Origin of the sequence: Alcaligenes endophyticus, assembly GCF_026344035.1 — a bacterium.
In the GTDB taxonomy this organism is placed as follows: Bacteria; Pseudomonadota; Gammaproteobacteria; order Burkholderiales; family Burkholderiaceae_B; genus Alcaligenes; species Alcaligenes endophyticus.
The window spans coordinates 216,702-236,474 of the sequence record NZ_JAPKND010000003.1 but is presented as its reverse complement, the minus strand read 5'-3'; the positions used below and the strand labels follow the sequence as shown (position 1 = coordinate 236,474).

Genomic DNA, 19,773 nt, shown 5'->3' with positions numbered 1-19,773 from the left:
TTTTACGTTTTGCACACTGCTAACCCTTAACAGCAGTGTGCAAAACACGTTAAGCTGTAGGCTTATTTACTAAGGAGTATTTCATGGCACAAGCTTCCGCACGACACATTTTGGTTAGCAGTGAAGAAAAAGCGAATGAGCTTAAAACTGCAATTGAAGGCGGCGCTGATTTTGCTCAAGTGGCGAAAGAAAATTCGAGCTGCCCCTCTTCACGTCAAGGTGGGGAGTTAGGGCGCTTTGGTCGCGGACAAATGGTTCCCGAGTTTGATCAGGTTGTATTTAGCGCGCCTGTAGGCGTGGTGCAAGGCCCAGTAAAAACTCAGTTTGGTTATCACCTAGTTGAAGTGACCGATCGACAAGACTAAGTTAATTAGTTCGTTTGTTCAGATGCCTTGTTGGCCTTCAGCCAGCGAGGCATTTTTTATGGCTACATGTGTTGTAGTCGCAAATAGGCCTTGCGCACCCCATCATAACCATGCTTTTTTTCTAGCCGTTGGACGATGAAATGGCCTTGCGCCATGCCCAGATAGTGGCTGATAAAGACGGAGTTGATTTTTTCTTCGGCGTGCCGCGAAAGTGGCTGTAGCGATTGCAGAGTAATCTTATCGTTTAGGGCTTGGCTAAAGCGTTGCGCTACATACTTCAGTAGGGCGCTGCATACCGCGGGAGGCTCTTGGAGGGGGGCGCTCTTGTTGGTGCTGGTGAGATTATGCAAGTGATCGCGTGTGAGATAGTAGGTAGATGGCTGGAGGGGGGTGTCGCTTGGTGGGGCGCCATTGAGAGCGAAAATGGTAAGGCAAGCGCTACGAGTTGCGGTGTCTGAAAGACAAAAGTGTTGGTGGCTTGCTATTTGAACAATCGATTGCAATAAAAGCCGAATCGCTAGAGGTAATTCTAAAATAGAACCGGCAAAGCCAAATGAGCCACCCACGGCGCCGGAGATGGCGGTAAATGTGCGGGCTAGCGTAGATGTAGGAGGCGGTGCAAGTAACAGTTGGGTGATTGCAGTGCTCAGTGCATGTTGAACAGCATTGCGCAGATACAACGAGGTGCAATCGGCATCGACGCTGGGGTGCGGCGCGAGTGTTTGTTGGCTGACTTGAGCAAGACGGTGTTTAATCGCTGGGGCTTCCAGTAAACCGATGGCGGTTTTTAAATCAGCAATGTCTTGTGCGTCTGTAAAAACTGGGGTACCCATAAGGTTCTGAGGTAAAGGTAGAAGAAGTTACTTAGCAATAATCGGGCAGGGCAAACAATTTGCAGTTAAAAAATACGGTATTGAAATTGCCTATATTTTTAGCTAACAATAAAAAGTGTTATTGATTATGGCCCATTTCAGTGCTCTGCTGTGCATTTGAATACCGGGCAAAGATAGAAATAGTGCGAAAATAGTAATATTACGCCGTGTGTGGATGATGCTGTGTGAAAACATTGATATCTGTTCGTCAGACTTACGATGAGAAGTTTCATTAATAGATTTAATTTGATTTTTAGTTATTAATGAAATGTAGCTTCTTTTATTTATTTTTTATTTATAGACGAAATTAGCACTGTGAAAATGATGCGTAGCGTGTTGTATGGCGATTCGTTTTCAAAAAAAGTAGCCCTTCTTAATGATGAGAGGCTTGTTATAGACTGATCTACGTAACATAGGCTGGCAGATTATCTGATTAACAAGCCCGGACTTACTTGCTACCTTGTTGGCGTATGTTTGCCAGCAGAATTTCGATAGGATGGCGTAAGCGTTGTTGTGTCATGCGTTGCACTTGACTGCGGCACGAGTAGCCAGTAGCTAACATTTCTTGTTCGCTATTTGGCTGGCTTAAAGGTTCAGCCCAAGAGAGATTAAAAATCGTTTTCGAACTTTCCAGGTTACGTGCTTCGTGGCCGTAAGTACCTGACATACCGCAGCAGCCAGTGGCTTGTATGTTGAGTTGTAGGTGGCGTCTTTCAAACAGTTCTTGCCATTGCTTTGAACTAGTAGTCACTTGTGTTTTTTCGGTGCAGTGGGCTAATAAACGATAGGTCTGGCGACTGCCCGACTCAATACTTGGCAAACTGCTAGCAAGCCATTCCTGAGGTAGGTGCACTAAGGGGAAGGAGGGTAAGTTAGGCAGTTGTTTATATTCTTGCCTGTATACCAATGTCATGGCCGGGTCTAAGCCTACCAAAGGTATATTAAAACGCGCTAAGTCATGTAATGTTTGTGCCGTACGGCGGGCAGCGCGTTCAAAAGCTGGCAAAAATCCCTGCACATGTAAAGGTTTGCCATTGCTTTTGATGGGCGCGATATACACCTGATAGCCTAAGCGTGCGCAAAGCTCAATTAGGGCTGCGAATAGCGGAGTTTCGAAATGTTGAGTGAAAGGGTCAGGAATTAATACCACGCTACGTTGGCATTGTTCTGGGCTAAGTTTTTGTAATTGCGCAGGACTAGCGGGTAAAACATGCCACCGCTTGAGTGTATCTTTTAATTTGAAACGGCTAAATAATGGGCTGTCTACTAAGCCTAGCTTAGCGCTTAACTGTTTTTGTAGCCAGACAGTTTGCAATAATCGATTGTATAGCCCGCTTACACGGGCCAGATAGGGAAGGCTGAGCTCTACGCTGGCGACCATGTAATCACGTAAAGGGCGCAAGTAGCGTTGGTGATAAAGGTGTAAAAAGCGTGCTCGTAAGTCTGGAATATTGACTTTAACGGGGCATTGCCCCGCACATGATTTACAGGCTAGGCAGCTTGCCATGGCCTGATACACTTGGTGCGAAAAATCGGGCTCGCCTTGACGGGCGCCCTTACTGTTTTTAATGCGAGTAGGTAGGCCTGTGAGCCACGACGGATTATGTTGGCTTACTGCCTGAATATCTATGCCCGCCTGATGTTGTAAGCGCAGCCATTCACGCATAAGTGATGCGCGTCCTTTGGGTGATTGCACTCTATCACGACTCGCCTTCCAGGAAGGGCACATCGCATCGTCTGGGTCGTAGTTATAGCAGGCGCCGTTGCCATTGCAGTGCATCGCGGCGCCGTAACTTTCCCAAACGGGCAGGGGTATCTGCCTATCATATTCACCCCGTAGGGGGACTTCGTCTAGTTTAAGTAACTGATCCTTGCTACCCAGTGGCGTGGCAATTTTTCCGGGATTGAACTGATTGTGTGGATCAAAAGCAGACTTGAGTTGTTGTAATGATGGGTATAGTTCACCAAAAAACGTGGGTGCATATTCTGAGCGCACGCCTTTGCCATGTTCGCCCCAGAGCAAACCGCCGTAGCGTAAGGTGAGGGCGGCTACCTGATCAGAAATAGGACGTACTAAAGCCGCTTGTTCAGCCTGTTTCATATCTAATAGCGGACGCACATGCAATACCCCCGCGTCGACATGCCCAAACATACCGTACTGTAGGCCGTAACTATCCAGTAAAGCACGAAATTCAGCGATAAATTCGGGTAAGTTTTCCGGGGGAACAGCCGTGTCTTCTACAAAGGGTTGCGGACGAGCCTCCCCCTGTACGTTCCCTAATAGGCCGACCGCACGCTTACGCATGGCGTAGACTCGATTAACGGCTTCGCGCCCCTGAGCTAAGGTATGTCCTAAGCGGACGACGCTTTGGTCTAGCTGCAAGTGGCGAAGGAAGCGTTGTACTTGTTCGTCTAGGTCAGTTTGTGTATTGGCGCTAAGTTCAATGAGGTTAATACCAAGCGTGTCGTGTTGCTCGTCTTTAGGAAAGTATTGAGCTACGCTATCCCACACCATGTCCTGCATGGCAAGTAACAATACCTTTGAGTCTACCGTTTCTATGGAAAGCGGTTTCATCGCCATGAGGGCGCGTGCATCTCGTAGCGCATCCATGAAACTGGCGTAACGTATATTGATTAGGGTTTGGTAAGTAGGGATGGGCAAGACCCTAAGCTTGGCTTGAACAATAATTCCCAGGGAGCCCTCTGATCCACAAAGCACGCTGTTTAAATTGAAATGCTCCTCAGGCGTACTTAAGTGTGCAAGGTCATAGCCCGTTAAGCAGCGGTTTAGTTTTGGAAATTTGGCGGCAATAAGCTCTGCCTGGGTAGTAATAATATGTTCGGCGCAACGATACACCTCCCCTTCACGGTCATCTTGGGCGCAGTAATGACTGAGTTGCTGGGCGTCTATGGCATGGCTATGAATTTGTTGCCCGCCAAGTAACACGGTGTCCAGCTCCAAGACATGATCGCGCGTTTTGCCGTAGGTGCAACTACCTTGGCCGCTCGCATCGGTATTAATCATGCCGCCTATGGTGGCACGGTTAGAGGTGGACAGTTCTGGGGCAAAAAACAAGCCATAAGGCCGCAAGGCGGCATTAAGCTGATCTTTCACTACGCCTGCTTGTACACGCACCCAAGCTTGAGTGGGATTGATTTCTAAAATTTGGTTCATGTGGCGCGATAAGTCCACCACAATCCCGTGCGTGAGCGACTGTCCATTCGTCCCTGTCCCCCCTCCACGGGCACTGATCACAATACCTTGATACGCGTTGAGAGATAGGACTCGGGTTAGTACTTGTACGTCCTTCTCATGAAGAGGAAACACAGCAGCCTGGGGAAAGCGCTGATAAATAGAGTTATCGGTAGCGAGCACATTGCGAGTGGCGTAGTCTGTGCTGATTTCGCCCGAGAAGCCCGTCTCTTGAAGTTCTTGTAAAAACTCAAGAGTCAGCGCTGGCAGGGTGGTGGAGTGTAGACGTGCAATGTGCATGGTAGGGAAATAGTGCGATAATCGCTAAAGAATGATTTTTATGCATGCCATGAATAATCTTTTGGCTACCTGCTTATAGTATCTACGTGGTTTGCGACGAACACAAATTGAAAATATAGGTCTTATTGATGACTTTTATGCATGAATTATCGTAAGCTCACGCCTTCCATGTCGGTATTGTTGGCTTTTGAAGCAGCGGCTCGGCATGAAAGCTACACGCAAGCGGCACAAGAGTTACATTTAAGTCAAAGCGCGGTCAGTCGCCAAGTGCAAACCCTAGAACAGCAGCTTGGGGTCGCTTTATTTCGACGCGTTGGACGACGCGTCGTGTTGACTGATGTAGGGCGCCGCTACTACTTAGAACTCCATGACGCCCTAGGGCGTATACGCAGTGCGAGTTTGCAGGCTATGTCGGATCAGGTGACGGCAGGTTCGTTGCGCTTAGCCACTTTGCCCACTTTTGGTTCTACGTGGCTATTACCCAGACTGCATGACTTTTATCAGGCACACCCTGATGTGACGCTGCATATTCACTCACGCATTGGTAAGATTGATTTTGCATTGGAACCATTAGATGCCGTTATTACGGTAGATGTGGAGCCGTGGCCCGGGTTAGTCTCGGTGCGCATCGCAGAGGAAGTGTTGCAAGCCGTGTATTGCCCGCAACAGGCTGTCAGTACATCTTTATCGCCCGCTTGGGCGTATGAGCAAACGCTTTTAACCGTCACCAGTCATAGCCAGTTCTGGTCTCGTTGGTTTAGCCGGTATCAGTTGGACCACAGACGCATGCGCCTTGGACCTAGCTTTGAATTGACCTCGCACTTATTGCAGGCTGTGCGTGCCCAAATAGGGTTGGGCTTGGTGCCACTAATGTTGGTACAAAATGAATTAAAACGGGGTGAACTCTGTGCGTTAGGTGAGCCGATCACGAGTGGCCGTGCTTATTATTTAGTATTCCCACCGCACCATGCCTCTTTACCAGCGTTACAAGTTTTTCGGGCGTGGATACAGCAAAACCAGTGATTCAGTGTGCTGGCCAAAATCTTCGTTTTTTTCGATTAATTTTCGTTTATATGATAGTTAGGGAAACCCCTGTGCCTTCCTGTAAGCCTTATAAATAAAGGTTTTGGTCTAGTTATTTCCCAAACATGACAAAACGGTAATGTTTAAGAAAGGTTGTTTTGCGTAGACTTCGCCCCTGAACGGTTATGCAGCGTGATGCTGTTTGGCTGCCGTAAAACAAGAGGTTGAGAAGAACACTATGCAAAGTCAACGTTTGAAGCGTCGTAAATATGGTTCAAGCATGCTTTTACTGCTCATGGGTCTAGGAGCGGTATATCAAAGCTTTGAATACACCATAGGCACAGCAGCTCGCATGGGGCCTGGTTATTACCCACTCATACTGGGAATTCTATTAGTGGTGTTTGGCGTCATGATTTTTGTCTTGCCAGACTCTGCCCAGGATATGGCCCTGATGGACAACATGGAGGAGGCTAAGGAGCAAGAAGAGGCGGGGGAGTTAACCCTAGTTCAGCATATGCGTCCATGGATAGCCATTGTTGTTTCCATGTTGATATTTATTTTGGTGGGTAAGTACGGTGGGTTGGTGCCAGCTACCTTTGCTTTGATATTTATTGCTGCCTTGGGCGACCGTGCCAATAGCGTTAAAAGCGCTTTGTTTTTGGCGATAGGAGTAACGTTAGCGGCCATTGCGTTGTTCCATTATGGCTTGCAGTTGCAATTTCCTCTGTTCACCTGGGGTTGATACAGCATTATGTTAGAAAATTTACTACTAGGTTTTCAGACAGCACTATCGTGGAACAATTTGCTCTACGCTTTTGTAGGTGTCTTTTTAGGTAACCTTATCGGCGTCTTGCCAGGCATTGGTGCTTTGGCAGCCATCTCCATGCTTTTACCTGTGACGTATGGCTTAGATCCTACAGGCGGCTTGTTAATGTTGGCCGGTCTGTACTATGGAACAAGCTTCGGTGGGGCGACGACTTCCATTCTCTTGAATTTGCCAGGCACGGCTTCGCACGCGGTCGTCTGTGTGGATGGTAATCCACTCGCGCGTCAAGGGCGCGGCGGTGCCGCTATCTTTATGGCTATGTTTGCGTCATTTATTGGCGTAGTCGTGGGCATTATTTTGATGATGCTGTTTAGTCCCTTATTAACCGGCGTGGCCTTTATGTTCGGTCCTGCTGAGTATTTTGCCTTGATGGTGATGGGATTACTTGCCGCTTCCACGTTAACTAGCGGTTCGCCGTTAAAGGGTATCGCATCGGTCGTGATAGGCCTGTTGTTTGGCGTGGTCGGGACGGACGTCAATAGCGGTGTGGCGCGTTTTGATTTTGGTATCGTAGAGCTGCAAGATGGTCTGGCGCTGATTGCATTAGCGATGGGTTTATTCGGTATTTCGGACGTCTTGGCTAATGCAGGAAAAATTGGTGAGGGGACTCTGATTTCAAAATCAGTCTCTGGCCAGTCTATCCGTCCTGCGAAAGGCGAGATTCGCCAATCGGCGGGTGCGATTAGTCGGGGTTCAGCCGTAGGTTCGGTTTTAGGTATATTGCCGGGCGCCGGTGGGACGATGGCTTCTTTTATGTCCTATGCCCTAGAGAAAAAGTCTGCTAAGGACCCTAGCCGCTTTGGTAAGGGTGCTATTGAAGGTGTGGCAGGGCCGGAGGCTGCTAATAGTTCCGCAGCGATTACCGCTTTTATCCCAACGCTTACTTTGGGTATACCGGGTGATGCGGTTATGGCGTTAATGCTAGGCGCGATGATGATTCACAACATTACGCCTGGCCCGCAACTGATGGTGGAACACCCTGATCTATTCTGGGGCCTTTTAGTCAGCTTCTTGATTGGTAATATCATGTTGCTGATTTTGAACATACCGTTAATTGGTATGTGGGTGAAATTACTGTCCGTCCCCTATCGTATGATTTTCCCCGTGGTTTTGTTTTTAGTGGCGATTGGGGTGTATAGCTCGAACAACAACTTATTTGATGTGTATGTTGTGCTAGCTTTAGGTGTTTTTGGTTATGTGGCCTCCAGTTTAGGGTTCCAGCCGGCACCTTTGCTATTAGGCTATGTGTTGGGCCCTATGCTGGAAGAGTATTTCCGCCGCGCTTTACTCTTGTCCCGCGGTGATATGTCTACGTTCTTCACCAGACCTCTATCAGGTACGTTTATGGCGATTGTTATCCTTATGCTGCTGTTCGTGGTGTATAAGCAAATACGAGGAAGAGCGCTACGGCGTGCCACGGCTAGGTAAGGAGGCGCGGACTAAATCGGGAACGGCTGGCGTATAAAGCCAAGCTTTACGAATAACACCCCAAAAGTTGGACAACGTTCCAACATTGGGGTGTTTTTTTATGAGGGGTAGTGACGGCAGTAGGGTACGTTATAGTTTTACTTGGGCAGTTCTTACGCAATGCATTGCTAATCATATGATTTTAAAGTGTATTTTTTTGGCTTTTTTGACTTCGTCAGCAAGGCTGGTTATAATTGATACTTCAGGTTCGCTTCTACGCGATTCGTCCAGGCTAAAAAATCTATCTCCACAAGCCTGTTTTGCGGGTGGCTCCCAAGCTATATTGTGACCCGTTTTTATGCAGCTCAGCCATGGCAATGGCTCATCAGGCTGCTCTGTCTATATATTCTAGGCATGGATGCGCTGGCCGTTGTTGGCAGCCTATTCCGTTCTTGTTTTTACGGGAGAAAATAATGATTAAATTAAAACTCTTTAACCGTACTGCTTTACAGCATCGTTTAAGTATCAATTTGTTGAAGTCTGATCGTGATCTAGCACGCCGTGTGCTTACTAAAGTGGCAGCTAGTGTTGGTGTGGAAATTTTGGGCTGGCGCCCTGAGACCCAAGCGTGGGATGCCGATGTCGGACGCATTGCGCTCAGCGTAACGTTTCAAGCCGATAGTGGCGTCGCCAGCTTATTTCAACAGCGTGTGTTAAGTGCCTTAGCAGATCAAGCGGATGTGCGGGTGCAGCTAGAAAGCAGCACCGTGAGTGGGGGGGCACTAAGTGCTGCTTCGTTACAGCAGCGCGCTGCCGATTATCGCGGTTTGGCGCCGCAACGAAATCATACGCGCCAGGGGCCCCTAATGAGCCAAGTCTTGCCCTATGGCATGACGGCGAACTAATGGGCGTTTTGGCTACCGGTTAACGGCTGGGCGAGCGGCTAGTTTGAGGCCTGCTGTACCAATACGTCGAGCAGTTCAAGTAAGTTTTTATCTTGGTGTGGGCGTCCCACTACTTGTAAACCTAGCGGTAAACCATTTGCTTGTCCATATGGCATATTCATACAAGGCCATCCCAGTAAAGACCAGATGCGGTTTAAAATGGATGAGCCTGTACTTTGAATACCTAGCGGTGCGGGCCCGGTGCTTGCCGGCGTAACGATCGCATCGTATTGGGCATAGCGCTCGGCCCACTGTATTTGCAGATCTCTGCGGCGTGTTTGCCATTGCTGATAATCGCTGCTAGGTATCGCTAAGCCTGTTTTGATATCGTTTATCGTTTCTGCGCGTAAAGCGTCATCACAGGCTTGCCAAACCGGTAGTAGAGCTTGAGCCATTTCATAATGCATGATTTGGCCGTGTAGCGTGAGTAGCTCATGCGCCTGCTCATCATTCTCTATCTGGATGCACTCATAGCCTACTTTAGAAGCCTGAGCCTCGAATGATTCAAAAATTTGTTCAAAAGCCGGGTGGACAGCATGTAAGTGGCTTAGCGACATCATAGCGATACGGTGCGATGGCATTGAGGCGTGGGCCGGCATCGGTAGCAGCACTTGGCTGACTGCGCGCATGGTGCTTATGTCACGGGTAAACCAACCTAAGGTGTCTAAGGTGTCACAGAGTAAAAACATTCCTGCGCGATGCACAATGCCAAAACTGGGCTTGAACCCCAGCAAGCCTGTGAACGCGGCAGGCCGCATCATCGAACCACCAGTTTGAGTTCCCAAAGAAAAGTCGGCCATATACGCTGCTACGGCGGCAGCAGATCCACTTGAGGAGCCGCCCGGGCTATGAGCTAGGTTCAGGGGGTTACGAGTTGGCCCAGGAGCTTTATAAGCGAATTCTGCGGTGACCGTTTTACCTAAGACCGTAGCTCCCGCCATTTTTAGTCTGGCGACGCAAGCAGCGTCAAAAAGGGCGGGAGCCTTGTTGGGGAAATTAGCGCCGTAGCAGGTGGGCATCCCGCGCACGTCAATCACATCCTTTACCCCAAAAGTTAAGCCGTTTAGAGGCCCTTCACTAGGCGGCTCTATGGTTTGGGGTAGATAGGACCAAGCTCGAATCTGTTTATCGTGTGCTTCGAGTGCTTCTATGGTGGGGTGCTGCATACCTAGTACGGCCTTTCTAGATTACTGAATAGTGATATTTTTTTCTTTGATGAGTCTGTCCCAGCGCTTTCCTTCCTGAAGAATAAATTCAGCGAATTCTTCGGGAGTTCCCCCTACCGCCTCGGCGCCTTGATCTTGCACCAGTTGGCGATAGGCTGGGTCAGCCACGGCATCGTTGACCGCTTTGTTAAGGGTGTTGAGTACGTCATCAGGGATTCCCGCGGGTGCAATCACGCCGAACCAGTTAGAAGCCACTAAGTCTACGCCTAACTCCTTGAATGTAGGGGTGTCAGGTAAGGCGGGCAGCCGCTCTTCCGAGCTTACCGCTAAGGTACGAATACGACCATTAGGGGGAGCAATGTGCGGAATGAATAAGCTTCCCAGTTCCAGATAAAAGCTGATGTTGCCTGCCATAAGGTCACTGGAAGCAGGTGCCCCGCCACGGTATGGAACGTGCGTTGCCTCGAAGCCTACGATGTCCTTGAGTTGTTCTGTGATCAGGTGTGAGGCTCCACCCGCACCGGTAGAGGCGTAATCTAATTTATTGGGATCGTTCTTACCTGCTTCCAGCAAATCTTGGGCAGTTTGGTAGGGCGATTCAGCATTCACTCCTAAAACCATCGCACCACGCTCAATAAGGGCGATGGGTTGCAGGTTTTTTTGAGGATCAAAGGGCAGATTGTCGCCGTATAAGGATTTGTTCACAGCCATCGGGCCAAAGTTGCCTAACCCTATGGTGTAGCCATCAGGCTTGGCACGCGCCACATAGTTAGTGCCAATGTTACCGCTAGCGCCAGGCTTGTTTTCGACCACAATGGTGACCCCTAGTGATTCAGCCATTTTTTGTGCCAACATGCGTGAGCGAGTATCAGAACTACCGCCTGCGGCGTAAGGTACGACAAAAGTGATGGTTTTGTCTGGATAAGTGGTTTGTGCCTGAGCAACTGAGCTCAAACCCAGTGCACTCATAAATAGACTGCTAAGTAAGGTGTAACGAATCAAAGTAGGGCGCATGGATATTCCTCCTAGTGACTGCTGTCTGAGTTTTTCGTGAGCTAATGGTTCACCTACTCAGTTCGCGTATATATTCAAGCTGTATCTTATGAAGCGTTAATTATGTTGTCTAATATAATATTGTCGATAAATTAGGTCTTTTTTCCACTTAATCGAAAGGCTTTATCCATTATGCTTGACTCGCGCCTTAGTGAAATGTTTATGGTACTGGCTGAAGAACTGCATTTTGGTCGAGCCGCACAACGCTTATTCATGACGCAACCGCCGTTAAGTCAGAATATTCGACGTTTAGAAGAACAGTTGGGGGCTACCTTGTTTGAACGTAGCACCCGCAGCGTGCGTCTAACTGCTGCAGGTCAGGAGCTACAGCGACGTCTACGCTTTCTGGCGATGGAGCACGCGCATACCGTGCAGGCTGTACAGCAGATTCACCGTGGGCAAGCAGGGGTATTGCGCTTGGCCTTAACGCCAAGCAGCGCCTACGCAGAGGTATCGCGCTTACTGTATTCGTTTCGACAGCAGTATCCGCACGTATTGCTACAGGTGCTGGAGTTTAACTCTCGCGATATGCCCGCTGCTTTGTACGATGGGCAGTTTGACATAGGCTTCATTCGTCCTTCGTTTGCGGATGCAGACATGAATCCAGAGTTAGTCTCCACGGAGCCTATGAGATTTGTCGTGCGACATGATGACACTCGCGCGCTCACCTATGAGCAGGGCATTAGCTTGGAGCAGGTGTTTTCATACGAGTTGCTAAGCTATTCACGAGAAAACTCGCGCTACTTTTGTCAATTAGTTAATAGTATGGCGGCTCGTTCAGGCAGAGAGCCTAAATTTGCACAGGAAAGTTTAATTCCCACTATTTTGACCCTTGTTGAGGCAGGCATTGCGCCAGCCTTGGTTCCTGCCTCTTTAGCTCGTTTGCGTAAAGATACCTTAACGTATTTGCCCTTATTAGATGCAGACGAGTTTCAAGCGCAGATCATGAGTGTTTATCTGAGTGATAACCATAATCCAGCAATACCCCATTTTTTGGCTATTTTACGTGGACAATAGGCTAGGATTAAGTTTATTACATTGCTTGTTTAAATCGTCATGGAACTGCCTTTCCCTATACGTCAAGAATGTCCACCGGGCGCTTGTATTTGCCAGCGAGAGCAACTTTTACAGGCGCCTTACGCTGACCAACGAATTTTGCGCTTAACGCGCGAAGAGGAGAAAAAGCTGGTAGCCCGACTGGAAAAATTACGCAGTTTGGATGATCTATGGCATATGCAGACTTTACTGTATGAACAGTTAGGCATAAAGCTGATCGTGCAGCCTGGCCAAAATGAGGTGCGCACGGTGCGCGGATTGCATATTGAGTTAGAAGCACAGGTAGGTTTATGCCGGAAAACGACACAGCACATCCCCGCTGCCATTCGTAAGGGCTTAGAAGCTAACTTGCAAATCGTGTATGAATTGTTGGATCAATATCCCTTGGTCAACGGACAAACAAGCTTGTTTGCGACAGGGGATGAGGCACGCAAGGACTAGGGGGTCTAGCCTTGGTGGCACGGAAACAGTTCTAAGCGCCTTGGTAAAACGGCCATTGAGCTGAAGAATGGCCCTAGGGTATAGATGAGTTCGGGCGCTATATGTTTTATTTTCTGCTTTTGAGCTGGTTTGCCCAGTGGTTCAGCGCTACCAGTTGCGCACGTACATAGCCTTCGGTGGTTTCATCCCTAAGTTCCCCATCATCAGCGATAAGGTTTTGTGCGGTGGGAATCATGATCTCAGGTTGATTAAGTGGGTGTACGTTTAAAAACACTAATACTTGGCGTAAGTGATATTGTGCTCGGGCGGTGGCAAAGCGGCCTGCACTGGCGCCCATAATAGCAGCCGGCTTGTGGGCAAAGGGTTGGTCACTGCCGCGTGAGGCCCAGTCTATGGCGTTTTTTAGCAGACCAGGGATAGAGTAATTATATTCGGGCGTTACAAATAGCAGTGCGTCGGCTTGTGCAATATCTGCACGCAATTGTTGCACCGCCAAAGGCAAGCCTGCTTGGTAAACATCATCGTTATATAGCGGAATGTCAGCGATATTTGCCTCTTTAAAGCAAAAATTAGCGGGAGCAACGCGTTGCGCACAGCGCAACAACGCTGCGTTAAAAGAGCCTTTGCGTAAGCTGCCGCAAATAGCGAGTACGTGTAAAGGTGTTGCTTGCTCAGTCATGCAGTAACTCCATGCAAATAAAGATTAAGTCAGAGGCGGTTTGGACCGGTGCGATAATGTTAACAGGCATGGGGCTTTAGGCGTTGCTTGGCGGCGTCTAGGTTTAACTTTTTATAAGGTGGTGACAGTTGAGCTTTTGGCGATCTCTATGTCGTATGCCGCTTCTTATCGTTGGCATAGGGCTTATCTTTTTGCTGGATACCCTGACGCATTACGAAGTTGCCGTAGCGGTTTTTTATGCTGTGCTGATCTTGGCGGTAGGCAGTAGGCTTAGCCGCGCCAGCTTGTTGCGTTTAGCGATAGTTTGCGTTTTTTTGACGGTGTTCAGTTTTTTACTCACACCCACCGGTAATCTGGGTACAGGGCTGATTAATACGGGCATTAGTATTGCTGCCATTGCATTAATTGTGCATGTGCACGCTAAAATTCAAGCTGCTCAGCAGCAAGCGCAGGCAGCGCAGCAACAGTTGGCGCGTTTAACTCAAGTACAAAGTTTGGCGGGCTTAAGCTCTTCTATTGCGCATGAAATCAATCAGCCCTTAGGCGCGATGTTGACCAGTGCGCAAGCCTGTCAGCGATGGTTGGCGCAAGAGCCGCCCAATGTGCTTAAAGCATCACAGTCTGCGAATCGGATAGTGCAGGACGCCGATAGAGTAAGCGCCATTATTGCTCGGGTGCGTAGCTTAACGCAGGGTGAGCAAATACAGCGTGAAGCCTTCGATATGAATGTGGCGCTAGGGGAGACTTTGTTGCTGTGTCAGCCTGAGCTCCAAGCGCAAAAAATTAGTGTGAAAACCAACTTGATGGTGCAGTTACCTATGGCCTTGGGGGACCAAGTGTCGTTCCAGCAAACCTTAGGTAATTTACTGCTGAATGCTATTGAAGCGATGGCCAGTGTTCCTCCTCAGTTTCGGGTGCTACATCTTGCTACGAGTATTGAAGACGATTCTATATTGCTTACTGTAGCGGATACAGGGCCCGGCTTGCTCGCAGAGCAAGAGCAGCAAATGTTTGAAGCTTTTTGGACAACTAAGCGCAAGGGGATGGGCATAGGTTTAAGCATTAGCCGTAGCATGATCGAGGCAGCAGGAGGTCAACTTTGGGGCAACAATCGTAGGGATGGGGGGGCTGTATTTTATTTGCGCTTACCCAGTGTCAAGAAGGAGGAGTAATGAGCGTATCGACGAGCGGCTTAAGCAGCCAAATGGTGTATGTGATTGATGACGATAGCTCAATGCGTTTGGCCTTAGAAGATTTATTCGCTTCCGTAGGCCTACCGGTGCTCAGTTTTGCTTCTGTGGCCAGCTTTCTTGCAGCGGAGCGTCCCGATGTACCTGCTTGTCTCGCGCTAGATGTACGTATGCCGGGGCAAAGTGGGCTGGACTTTCAGCAAGCGATGAGTAGTCTGGGTATTGAGATGCCGGTTGTGTTGATGACAGGGCATGGAGACATCCCTATGGCTGTACAGGCAATGAAAAATGGCGCCATTGAGTTTTTAAGTAAACCTTTTCGTGATCAAGATTTGCTGGATGCAATACAGCGGGGCATTGCCTTAGATCAGCAGCGCCGTGAACAAGCGGCTGAGCATGAAGGGCTGCGCCAGTGTTGGTTATCACTGAGCGAGGGTGAACAAGCGGTGGCGCGCTTAGTGGTTCAAGGCTTATTGAATAAACAGGTGGCAGACCAGTTAGGGGTAAGTGAAATTACGGTGAAGGTGAGGCGTGCACAAGTGATGCGAAAGATGCAGGTGCGCTCTTTCGCGCAACTGGTACGAGTTTTAGTTCAAGTGATCGAGCAGTAAAAGTATAGTGGGGGGAGCTGTCCCACTTGAAATCCATGTACTTGCCCTTATCTACCAAAAATGGTGCCGCCTAGCGGCAATTGGGCAACACTTTTACCGTACATTGTGATTATGAGTCAAACCGAACCCGTATCTACTGCTGAAACCCTAGGCTTTCAGGCCGAAGTAAAACAGTTGCTGCATTTGATGATCCACTCCTTATACAGCAATAAAGAGATTTTCTTGCGAGAGCTGGTATCAAATGCCTCCGATGCTTGCGATAAATTACGCTTTGAGGCCTTAGATCAGCCCGATTTATTGCAGGGCGACAGTGATCTGCATATTCGAGTTGAGTATGACAAAGACGCACGTACCATCACTATTTCTGATAATGGTGTGGGGATGTCGCGTGAGGAGGCGATTGCGAATCTAGGTACGATTGCGCGATCCGGCACAAAAGAGTTTTTCTCTCAATTGACGGGCGATAAGCAGAAAGATACTCAGTTAATTGGGCAGTTTGGCGTTGGCTTTTACTCGTCTTTTATTGTGGCTGACAAGGTATCGGTATTAACCCGCCGCGCCGGGGAAGGTCAGGAAGCTGTGCTTTGGGAGTCTACCGGAGAAGGAGAGTTCACCATTGCGGCGGCAGAAAAGGAAGGGCGGGGCACCTCTATTACGTTACATTTGCGTCCCGATGAGGATGAGTTCCTAGATGGCTGGCGCTTGAGAAATGTGCTGCGTCGCTATTCAGATCATATTTCTTTGCCAGTGCAAATGCGTAAAGAAGAATGGGATGAAGAAAAAGGCGAACAAGCCAAGCAAGAAGAATGGGAAAGCGTCAACCAAGCAAATGCCTTATGGACACGCGCTAAGTCTGAGATCAGCGACGAGCAGTATGCTGAGTTTTATAAGCATATAGCGCATGATTTTGAAGATCCTTTGGCTTGGACGCATAACCGAGTCGAGGGGCGTAGCGAATATACGCAACTGTTGTATGTGCCCAAAAAAGCACCTTTCGATCTGTGGGATCGTGATGCTCGCCGTGGGGTGAAACTGTACGTCAAGCGTGTATTTATTATGGATGACGCTGAACAGTTGTTACCGGCTTATTTACGTTTTGTACGCGGTGTGATCGATTCTGCTGATTTACCGTTGAACGTATCGCGTGAAATCTTACAAGAAAGCCGCGACGTGCGAGCCATCCGTGAAGGTAGTGCCAAACGTATTCTTTCTTTGCTGGAAGATTTAGCTGAAAACAAACCCGAACAGTACGCAGAGTTTTGGACCCAGTTTGGTCAAGTGCTAAAGGAGGGTGCGGGTGAAGACATGGGTAATCAGGCGCGCATTGCTGGCCTAATGCGTTTTGCCTCTACGCACAATGACACCGCACTACAAAATGTTTCGTTTGCAGACTATGTTGGGCGCATGAAAGAGGGGCAGGACAAAATATATTACGTCACTGCTGAGTCCTATGCTGCCGCGTCGCATAGCCCACATTTAGAGGTGTTCCGCAAGAAAGGCATAGAAGTGCTATTGCTTTCGGACCGTGTGGATGAGTGGATGCTCTCTTATCTGCGTGAGTTCGACGGGAAGTCTTTAGTATCGGTAGCCAAAGGTGGCCTAGATTTGGACGCCATGGCGGACGAAGAAGAGAAAAAACATCAGGCTGAAGTGGCGGAAACCTTTAAGCCGTTTGTTGAGCGTCTACAAGCCACTCTAGGTGACAAAGTCAAGGAAGTCCGTATTACGGCACGTTTAGTTGATTCACCTGCGTGTGTAGTGGTCGATGCCAACGAGCTAAGTCCTCATCTATTACGCATGTTGCAGGCGGCGGGGCAAGAGGCGCCTGAAGTGAAACCTATTTTGGAAATTAATCCTGATCACGCCTTGATCGCTCGGGTGCAACAAGCAGAAGACGCTGATTTTGAAGAGTGGTCTTTGTTGTTATTGGAGCAGGCGATGTTGGCTGAAGGGGCGTCTTTGCAAGATCCTGCCACTTTCGTTAAGCGTGTTAACCGCTTGCTGTTGCAAGCTTAAAAGTTTGTAGTACTGCGTCTTAATGGCTTGACCTTAAGACTTTGCTTTTTTAACCCTGTGCGGTCTTACCGACCACACAGGGTTTTTTTTCGTCCTCTCGCTGAGCCTTTCCTTAAAGTAGTTTTAGATCAATGAAGCATGGCAAAAAAGCAACAAAACGTCGATTTCAATGCTTTCCCTATGGCTGAATGAATTAAAAGATGCTTTTTAGATTGTGTTTAATAATAAGAATTATTAACATTCAGTCTTTGAGATTTGTTTAGTCACTATTGACGTCAAGTTGCCGGTGAGGCCAGAGCACTCTGGGGGTGCTGCCCACCGTGTTGAAAAAAATCGATTTATTACGGAGTGGTGAATGTCACAGTTTTCGGTCTATACCCCATTGGGGTTTAAGGAAACGGTTTTGTCTGCAGCGCTGTTTGCAGCCTTAAGTGGTGGAGCGTGGGCACAAAATGTAGCGGAAGAAGTCAAAGAGTTGCCGTCTATACGAGTTCAAGGTCAGTCCGAAAACTACCAAGCCAAGCAAGTTCAGTCACATAAATTTACTGCGCCCTTATTGGATACCCCACGTACGGTTACAGTGATTCCTGAAGAAGTGATTGTTGATCGTGGTGCTACTTCATTACAGGATGTGTTACGTTTTACGCCTGGGGTTACTTTAGGCTCTGGGGAAGGGGGCACTCCGCAGGGTGATCGTCCGTTTGTTCGTGGGTATGAGGCCAGCACCGATATTTTCATTGATGGGGTGCGGGACTATGCTCGGGGCAGTCACGAGACTTTTAATTTGGAGGCTGTCGAAATCGTCAAGGGCCCTAGTTCGGCGTTTACAGGACGTGGGGCTACCGGCGGCAGTATTAACTTGCAAACTAAAAAGCCACGTTTGGGAGACTTTTTTGAAGCCTCAGCTGGAGCAGGAACCGATAAACAATATCGCTTGAGTGTGGATGGTAACTATAGTTTCAACGAAACCTCTGCTTTTCGTCTGAACGTCATGCGCATGGGTGGTGATATGCCAGGGCGCGATGAAGTGAAAATTGACCGCTGGGGCATTGCACCATCAATAGCGTTTGGCCTAGGAACGCCAACACGTGTCACACTCAGCTACGCGCATATCGAGGTGAAAGACTCACCTGATTGGGGAATGCCGTTTAAGAATAATGCGAACCCAGATCGTGTAACCCCTCTAGAGCCAAATAGAAAAAATTTCTATGGTCGTAAAAATGTGGATTATAGAAAGAATATTTTTGATACGGGGACGGTGGATGTTGAGCACGATCTAAATGACAGGTTATCCGTGCGCAATATCACTCGATATGGCAAAAGCTTGAACGAGTATCTTTATACCCGTCCATCGTTTGATAATTGCACAGCGACCTCAGGCGGCTCTTGCGCCAGTGAAGATGCAGGTTTGCAATTTACGCGTGCGGATCGTGCACGCTGGCGTCAAAGTGAATCGCTAGTGAATCAAACCGAGTTGTTTGGGGAGTTTCATACAGGCGCCTTACGTCATGAGTTTGTGGTGGGCGCTGAGTTCAGTAAAGAGGACGTGTACTCAAGGGCAGCAACTGGTGGTGTCGCAAGCGATAGAGATAATTTTTGGAATCCTAATCCCAATCGTCACTACGTGAGCACCCTGGCTTTTGGAGCGAAACAAAAAGACGGCTCGATTAAAAGTAATGCCGTTTACTTTTTTGATACGCTCCATCTTAGTGAGCAGTGGATGATTAACGCCGGGTTACGCTACGATAGCTTCCGTGTAACGGACGACCAATTTACCGATAAAAAACGGGCAAGTGGCTATTTAGAAGAGCGTAAAGACAATATCTTTAATTATCAGTTAGGAGTGGTCTATAAGCCCGTGCCCTATGGTGCAATTTATTTGTCTTATGGTACGTCTAGCAACCCGGCAGGTGAGAATCTAGGGCAGGCTGGTGGGGCGGACGGTCCAGCGGGCGGCGCTACCATCTACGATTTGAAGCCAGAGCGTAGCCATAGTTGGGAACTAGGGACAAAGTGGGACCTTATGCAAGAGCGCTTGTCGTTGTCGGCGGCATTGTTTGAAACCAAGAAAACTGATGCCCGCTCGACGGACATTGACGGTGATGTACGTTTGGCTGGAAGTAATCGTGTACGTGGGATAGAGTTTGGGATCAATGGCGCGATTACGCCAGAGTGGAATATCTGGGCGGGTTACACGTATTTGGATCCTAAGGTATTAAACTACCGTAACGGTAAAAACGTATTTGACGGCAAGCAAATGAAGTTTATTGCCAAAAATAGTGCGAGCTTATGGACCACTTATAAGGTCTTGCCGCAGTGGACCGTGGGAGCGGGGGTAACCTATCTGGGGCAACGTTTTGTGGATGATGAGAACACCTATAAGTTGCCTTCGCATACGGTGTATGACGCGATGATTTCCTACGACGTTACGAAAAATTTTAATTTGCGCCTTAACGGTAATAACCTAGGTAATGCACGAGTGTACGATGCTTCGCACGTGGGCATTTTTGCTAACGTAGGGCCCGGTCGTTCGTACATGTTGAATGCCACATATCGCTTTGAGTAAAGTGTAGTAACTCCGTAGAATAAATGGGCTGCCCCTTAGGGCAGCCCATTTTTCTGGTTCACTTA

At 48.5% G+C, this 19,773-nt stretch carries 16 protein-coding genes; 11 read left to right on the top strand and 5 right to left on the bottom strand.

Annotation, left to right across the window (positions count from 1 at the left end; genetic code table 11):
* Positions 1-83 precede the first annotated feature (83 nt).
* Positions 84-365 (top strand): peptidylprolyl isomerase, encoded by a 282-nt coding sequence (locus OSH01_RS07635; RefSeq protein ID WP_266123488.1) that lies wholly within the window; start codon positions 84-86, stop codon positions 363-365.
* Positions 366-427: 62 nt separating this feature from the next.
* Here OSH01_RS07635 and OSH01_RS07630 read toward each other — a convergent pair whose 3' ends face one another.
* Positions 428-1,198, bottom strand: a complete 771-nt coding sequence (locus OSH01_RS07630) for an EcsC family protein (RefSeq protein WP_266123487.1) — start codon at positions 1,196-1,198, stop codon at positions 428-430.
* A 487-nt stretch (positions 1,199-1,685) separates the two neighbouring features.
* On the bottom strand, positions 1,686-4,730 hold the full coding sequence (gene ydiJ / locus OSH01_RS07625; protein WP_266123486.1) for a D-2-hydroxyglutarate dehydrogenase YdiJ: 3,045 nt from the start codon (positions 4,728-4,730) through the stop codon (positions 1,686-1,688).
* Between the two features lie 141 nt (positions 4,731-4,871).
* Here ydiJ and OSH01_RS07620 point away from each other — a divergent pair, with 141 nt between their 5' ends.
* The 4 genes from OSH01_RS07620 (at position 4,872) to OSH01_RS07605 (ending at position 8,891) form a co-directional block, all read left to right on the top strand.
* Positions 4,872-5,753 (top strand): LysR substrate-binding domain-containing protein, encoded by an 882-nt coding sequence (locus tag OSH01_RS07620; RefSeq protein WP_266123485.1) that lies wholly within the window; start codon positions 4,872-4,874, stop codon positions 5,751-5,753.
* 238 nt (positions 5,754-5,991) lie between these two features.
* Positions 5,992-6,495, top strand: a complete 504-nt coding sequence (locus OSH01_RS07615) for a tripartite tricarboxylate transporter TctB family protein (protein ID WP_266123484.1) — start codon at positions 5,992-5,994, stop codon at positions 6,493-6,495.
* A gap of 9 nt (positions 6,496-6,504) precedes the next feature.
* Positions 6,505-8,007, top strand: coding sequence for a tripartite tricarboxylate transporter permease (locus OSH01_RS07610; protein ID WP_266123483.1), 1,503 nt, complete (start codon positions 6,505-6,507; stop codon positions 8,005-8,007).
* A gap of 452 nt (positions 8,008-8,459) precedes the next feature.
* A complete protein-coding gene (locus tag OSH01_RS07605; RefSeq protein WP_266123482.1) occupies positions 8,460-8,891 on the top strand; it encodes a hypothetical protein in 432 nt (143 codons plus the stop codon).
* A 38-nt stretch (positions 8,892-8,929) separates the two neighbouring features.
* Here OSH01_RS07605 and OSH01_RS07600 read toward each other — a convergent pair whose 3' ends face one another.
* The gene (locus tag OSH01_RS07600) at positions 8,930-10,096 is read right to left on the bottom strand and encodes an amidase (protein ID WP_266123481.1); all 1,167 of its coding nucleotides are present in this window, start codon (positions 10,094-10,096) and stop codon (positions 8,930-8,932) included.
* Positions 10,097-10,117: 21 nt separating this feature from the next.
* Positions 10,118-11,110: a Bug family tripartite tricarboxylate transporter substrate binding protein gene (locus OSH01_RS07595; protein WP_266123480.1), complete on the bottom strand. Its 993-nt coding sequence runs from the start codon at positions 11,108-11,110 to the stop codon at positions 10,118-10,120.
* A gap of 171 nt (positions 11,111-11,281) precedes the next feature.
* Between OSH01_RS07595 and OSH01_RS07590 the strand changes: the two genes are divergently transcribed.
* Both OSH01_RS07590 and OSH01_RS07585 read left to right on the top strand, forming a co-directional pair.
* Complete coding sequence (locus OSH01_RS07590; RefSeq protein WP_266123479.1) at positions 11,282-12,166, top strand: LysR family transcriptional regulator; 885 nt, start codon at positions 11,282-11,284, stop codon at positions 12,164-12,166.
* 39 nt (positions 12,167-12,205) lie between these two features.
* Complete coding sequence (locus tag OSH01_RS07585; RefSeq protein WP_266123478.1) at positions 12,206-12,646, top strand: hypothetical protein; 441 nt, start codon at positions 12,206-12,208, stop codon at positions 12,644-12,646.
* 106 nt (positions 12,647-12,752) lie between these two features.
* Here the strand turns inward: OSH01_RS07585 and OSH01_RS07580 are convergent, their stop codons facing one another.
* Positions 12,753-13,325, bottom strand: coding sequence for an NADPH-dependent FMN reductase (locus tag OSH01_RS07580; protein WP_266123477.1), 573 nt, complete (start codon positions 13,323-13,325; stop codon positions 12,753-12,755).
* Between the two features lie 155 nt (positions 13,326-13,480).
* On the opposite strand from OSH01_RS07580, the gene OSH01_RS07575 reads away from it, so the two are divergent.
* The 4 genes from OSH01_RS07575 to OSH01_RS07560 all read left to right on the top strand — a co-directional run bounded on the left by OSH01_RS07575 (position 13,481) and on the right by OSH01_RS07560 (position 19,708).
* A complete protein-coding gene (locus tag OSH01_RS07575) occupies positions 13,481-14,497 on the top strand; it encodes a sensor histidine kinase (RefSeq protein ID WP_266123476.1) in 1,017 nt (338 codons plus the stop codon).
* A complete protein-coding gene (locus OSH01_RS07570) occupies positions 14,497-15,126 on the top strand; it encodes a response regulator transcription factor (protein ID WP_266123475.1) in 630 nt (209 codons plus the stop codon). The genes OSH01_RS07575 and OSH01_RS07570 overlap by 1 nt, the downstream gene beginning before the upstream one ends.
* A 111-nt stretch (positions 15,127-15,237) precedes the next feature.
* The gene (gene htpG, locus OSH01_RS07565; protein WP_266123474.1) at positions 15,238-17,142 is read left to right on the top strand and encodes a molecular chaperone HtpG; all 1,905 of its coding nucleotides are present in this window, start codon (positions 15,238-15,240) and stop codon (positions 17,140-17,142) included.
* 355 nt (positions 17,143-17,497) lie between these two features.
* On the top strand, positions 17,498-19,708 hold the full coding sequence (locus tag OSH01_RS07560) for a TonB-dependent receptor (RefSeq protein ID WP_266123473.1): 2,211 nt from the start codon (positions 17,498-17,500) through the stop codon (positions 19,706-19,708).
* Positions 19,709-19,773: the final 65 nt, after the last annotated feature.